We start from the raw sequence: 3,418 nt of genomic DNA on the forward strand, positions 1-3,418 counted from the left end.
TGTGGATGCCGTTGCGGGCGCCGAAGATGTACGGCTTCATCCGCGGGTTCCAGCGATGGGTCTGGTGGCCGAAGTGGGCGCCGGCTTCGATAAGCTGGTGCATCGTGACGACAGGTGCCGCCATAGGGGAATTCCTTTCCGGTTATGCCTCCGGGATGCTGGAACCGCGGCGGAGATCCCGCTGACGGCACCGGTGAAAGTGCATCCCGTGTGGATTGCCGCGCTCGTTCACGGACACCTTGCCCGCAAAGCCCTTCGGCGCGGCGCCCTTAGATCAGCGCAGGAACAAAATCCAGCACCGATTTGCCGGAATTGTCAGCAAATTGGACGTTCCACAAATGCCAACCACAGCGACGCCCGCGTTTTCCGCTTGACGCATCGGAACAAAAAGAGAACATTAGCTCCATATCCGAATCACTCTTCGGACTGACAGGAACGATATCGCAATTCACAGGTTTTCCACAGGTCTTTCCGGCAAGTGTCGGAAACAGGCTGAGGGGAGCCGGAAGTCAAAGGATACGCGCAATGCTCGCTCTGGTTTGCACGCTCGTCTTCGCCGCTGCTGCGGCTTTCGCGATGTTCACGATTTTCGTGACGATGCAAGGACGCAAAAGCCAGATCGCCACACTGTTTGCGGAGTATCGTTCGCTGCAGCGTGATCGCGACTACTTGGTGCGCATCACCAGTCACGAAGCGCAGGCTCCCCGCGCTTTCGCTGCACCGCAATTGCGCCGCACGGTTCGCCGCATGATCAAGTCTGTGGAGTCGTCTCGCCCCGCAGCATCGCTCCGCGCTGCCGCCTGACTTTGGCATAGCGCCAGATTCCCACTGGAATCAGCAGCAGATAAACGACGCAGATTCCCGATAACGTGAGCCAGGGCTCAGTCAGCAGGGCAGCAATCACCAGCCCGACCAGCGCCATCAGTTCAAGACGCACGCTTCGGCGAGGACGCAAAGACGTCCAACTCAAGGTTGCCAGATTGGAGATCATAAGGAAGGCAATCACAACCAGCCACGGCCCGACCAGCAAAGGTTCGCGGAACAGCGGATTGCCCGTGGCGATCCACAGGTAAAGCGGAAGGAATGCCAGCCCTGCCCCGACAGGCGCAGGGACACCGGTCAGAAAACCCGCGGATTTATGGGGCTGCTCTTCAATATCAATACGCGCATTAAACCGGGCAAGCCGCAAGGCGCAGGCAATCGCTACGGCCAGCGCCGCAAACCAGCCGATGCGCGGCGCTTCCTGCAGCGACCACAGAAAAATGATCAACGCTGGCGCAACGCCAAACGAAACGTTATCGGCCAGACTGTCAAGCTCGGCGCCGAAACGGGATTGTGCATTCAGCAGGCGCGCGATCCGTCCATCGATGCCATCGAGCATCCCGGCGATGATGACCGCGGCCACTGCCTTGCGCCAATCTTCCGCCACAAGCACCGGATCGGTACCCGAAGCGGCGGTTACGGCAAAACGGATGCCGGTCAGCCCTGAACACAGCGCTGCAGTGGTGATAGCATTGGGGGCCATCGCCCGCAGGGTGAGGCCACCCGGCAAACGCCCACGGCGCTGCTGCGCAACCTCATCCCCGTTGCTCACTGGCCGATGCCCTCAAGCATCGGAGCCTCGCCGATTTCGGCAAGGATCGTCTCACCGGCCACGGTCTTCTGCCCCATCAACACTTTGGGCTCGGTGCCAGCAGGAAGATAGACATCCACGCGGCTGCCAAAACGAATCAAACCAACGCGCTGCCCCACGGCCACGATATCGCCGCCTTTCACGAAAGGTACGATGCGACGCGCCACCAACCCTGCGATCTGGGTAAAACCAATCTGCACGCCATCGCCACGCTCGACCAGAAAATGCTGGCGCTCGTTCTCTTCGCTCGCCTTGTCGAGATCGGCGTTGAGAAACTTGCCGGGAATGTAAACCACACGCCGAATCGTCCCGGCGACGGGCGACCGATTGATATGAACGTCGAACACGGACATGAAGATCGATACGCGCGTGACCGGCTCAGCGCTCATCCCGCGCACACCGCTGCCATCATCGGCACAGAGTTCACGCGGAGGCGGAACCTTCTGGATCAGCGTGATCAAACCATCAGCCGGAGCAATAACGAACCTGTCGTCACGCGGCGTAACGCGCACCGGATCGCGGAAAAAGGCGAGAATGCCAAGCGTAAGGAACGCCAGAGGCCAGGCAATGGTCTCCCACGCCATGAATGCCGCGCCTGCGCAGATAGCAGCAGAGATCAGGCCGAACTTGCGGCCCTCGGGGTGAATGGATGGCCAAGACCACCCGGCGGTGCCGCGACCACGGTTATCGAGAATTTCTCCAGACATTGATACCATCTAGGGGCTGGGTGCCGCCGGGACAAGCAATCTTGCCCGGTTCTACCCAGTCATGACCCCGGCGGGCGGCATTACCCGTGCGAGAAAGGCGATAACTGCGGCGTTGAACTGATCATTGCGATCCCCGGCGACCATGTGCCCGGCACCACCGATATCGACGACCTCCAGCTGGCCCAAGCGCTCGGCAAGATCGGCCACGCCCGCGTCGGTCACAATATCGGACTTCATCCCCCGCACCAGAAGTGTCGGCACACGAGCAGTCCAGTCGGCATTGTCGAGCAGGTCGATGATTGAGCCATGTTCGCGTCCACCCGTGAGAAACTTCGGGTCCCAGTGCCAGTGAAACCGCCCATCCTCGCCTTGTCGCAAGTTCTTGCGCAACCCGTCGAGACGGGCGGGACGGGGCCTATCGGGATAGTAGGCCGATATCGCATCCGCCGCATCTTCCAGAGTGCCGAACCCATCGGGATTGGCAGTCATGAAACCGACGATCCGCTCGACGCCCTCTTCCGAAAGACGCGCAACCACATCAACCAGCACCAGTGCATCGGGCCACACACCGTGGCACGCTGCTGCCATTGCCGAAAGTCCGCCCAATGAGGCCCCGACAAATGCGCAACGATTACTGCCATATTCCCACACCCGCGCGAGATCGGCGGCGCGGCGTGCAAACGAATAGTCGCCATCCGGCTCCCAATCGCTCTCGCCGTGGCCAAGCAGATCGTAGTTGATAACATGATAGCCCGCCGCGGCGAGGTCTATACCGGCGCGATCCCAGCTATGTCGTGTCTGGCCACCACCATGCCCAAGAATGACCGTTGGCGCGCCACGCTCGCCCAGTTCGTCGGCCACGATGTGAAGGCCGTTATCGACCGGAATGCGGATCGTCCTCATGCTGCGCAGCGTTGCGCAACAGGCGGGCGCTTGCAAGCAAGTTTAATCGCTCATTTAAAGCGGGGTGTTGATAAGACTTTGAATAAGGAGTTGGTGGTGGACAGGGCTGGATTCGAACCAGCGTACGCTCTCGCGGGCAGATTTACAGTCTGCTGCCATTAACCACTCGGCCACC

Annotated in this window: 5 protein-coding genes and 1 tRNA gene; 1 reads left to right on the plus strand and 5 read right to left on the minus strand. The window is 60.4% G+C overall.

What is annotated here, in order from left to right; translation table 11 throughout:
• A partial coding sequence (locus ACOVQ0_RS13265; protein ID WP_421885202.1) for a 30S ribosomal protein S2 occupies positions 1 to 124 on the minus strand: 124 nt, incomplete at its 3' end.
• Between the two features lie 401 nt (positions 125 to 525).
• Here ACOVQ0_RS13265 and ACOVQ0_RS13270 point away from each other — a divergent pair.
• A complete protein-coding gene (locus ACOVQ0_RS13270; protein WP_421885195.1) occupies positions 526 to 804 on the plus strand; it encodes a hypothetical protein in 279 nt (92 codons plus the stop codon).
• Here ACOVQ0_RS13270 and ACOVQ0_RS13275 read toward each other — a convergent pair.
• The 4 genes from ACOVQ0_RS13275 to ACOVQ0_RS13290 all read right to left on the minus strand — a co-directional run bounded on the left by ACOVQ0_RS13275 (position 752) and on the right by ACOVQ0_RS13290 (position 3,417).
• Positions 752 to 1,594 carry a CDP-alcohol phosphatidyltransferase family protein gene (locus tag ACOVQ0_RS13275; RefSeq protein WP_421885197.1) on the minus strand — a complete coding sequence of 281 codons (843 nt, stop codon included), beginning with the start codon at positions 1,592 to 1,594 and terminating at the stop codon, positions 752 to 754. The two genes, ACOVQ0_RS13270 and ACOVQ0_RS13275, sit on opposite strands and share 53 nt — an antisense overlap.
• Positions 1,591 to 2,340 carry a phosphatidylserine decarboxylase gene (locus ACOVQ0_RS13280; RefSeq protein WP_421885198.1) on the minus strand — a complete coding sequence of 250 codons (750 nt, stop codon included), beginning with the start codon at positions 2,338 to 2,340 and terminating at the stop codon, positions 1,591 to 1,593. The genes ACOVQ0_RS13275 and ACOVQ0_RS13280 overlap by 4 nt, the downstream gene beginning before the upstream one ends.
• A gap of 51 nt (positions 2,341 to 2,391) precedes the next feature.
• A complete protein-coding gene (locus ACOVQ0_RS13285; protein WP_421885200.1) occupies positions 2,392 to 3,243 on the minus strand; it encodes an alpha/beta fold hydrolase in 852 nt (283 codons plus the stop codon).
• Between the two features lie 94 nt (positions 3,244 to 3,337).
• Positions 3,338 to 3,417, minus strand: a tRNA-Tyr gene (locus tag ACOVQ0_RS13290).
• Position 3,418 lies beyond the last annotated feature (1 nt).

It is taken from the genome of Novosphingobium sp. (assembly GCF_049240505.1).
Classification (GTDB): Bacteria; Pseudomonadota; Alphaproteobacteria; order Sphingomonadales; family Sphingomonadaceae; genus Novosphingobium.